Source organism: Brevinematales bacterium (assembly GCA_026415355.1).
GTDB lineage: Bacteria > Spirochaetota > Brevinematia > DTOW01 > DTOW01 > SKYB106.
Genome location: JAOAHF010000055.1, coordinates 1 through 991, shown reverse-complemented (window position 1 = coordinate 991; position 991 = coordinate 1). Strand labels below are relative to the sequence as shown.

Genomic DNA, 991 nt, shown 5'->3' with positions numbered 1-991 from the left:
GAATGGAGGTAGAAGAATAATCTTTCGTTGGATGTTTATTATTGAAGCTCCTTTAAGAGCAACAGAAAATGCCATCTTATGCCTTTTGAAAAGGCGAATGCATGCGGAAGTCCTTTCCTTTGACAGAGCGGTTCAGGAATGTTAGCTTATGCCCGAATTTTCTATCAGCTTTATCTCTTCCTCCGTAAGCCCGTAGAGTTGATATACCAGCTGGTCTATTTTTCTTTCAAGCTCTGAAGTGTCTGCAGAACAGCCTAAGGTTTTCTTTGTCTGCGTTATCTGTTTTACGAGGTCTTCTATTTGGCTTACTATGGGTTGGTTTTGTGGGGTGGGGGGTGGTAGTGGCAACCTCTCGAGAAAAGTCTTTTTATATCTGTAACCTTGCTCTCCAAGCCCTCCACCAGCATAGAAAAGTTTGAAAAACAAACTAACTGGCATGGAATTTAGTAAACCACAAACATAGGTAATGTTTCTCCCAGTCATTATAAACCCAGTTGCTTCTACATATGTTTTGCTGGTATCATAGCAAAACCGAGGTTCATAAACTATTTCCTGCCATATAATCTTTTCTTTTTCAAACTCTGGGTAGTAATCGCAGGGTCTAAGTTCCCACCAGTAGTCGCCCATATCTTCTCTTTCCGTCAGTCCTTTGCTTTTGCCCGTGCCATTGGTGTTTAAATACTGTCTAAAGTGTTCGTTTAGTGCAGGAAAGGTTTCCTCAAAAAATTTATAGGCATCTTTTCCTTTCCTGTTTTGATTAGTCCAGCCAGCAGGAATTAGAATTAACCACAACCCCGCCCATTCGTAGCAATACCTCCCTATATCCCTACCCCTCAAAACAGGCTTTATGATATCTTCAGTTCTTTTCCTCTCCTCTTCACTCCTACAGCTTGCAAGAATTCTATCTCTCGTTTGAGTGTCAATAATAAAGGCTTCGTTAAAGCCCGTCAAAACTCCACGGTATATGTTTACATTCCAATCTCCCAGAGGC

Annotated in this window: 1 protein-coding gene; it reads right to left on the bottom strand. The window is 41.3% G+C overall.

Annotated features, from left to right (window positions below; translation table 11 throughout):
• Nucleotides 1-141: 141 nt before the first annotated feature.
• Nucleotides 142-991 (bottom strand): hypothetical protein (locus tag N2712_08020; protein ID MCX8029923.1); only part of this gene is annotated, 850 nt, incomplete at its 5' end.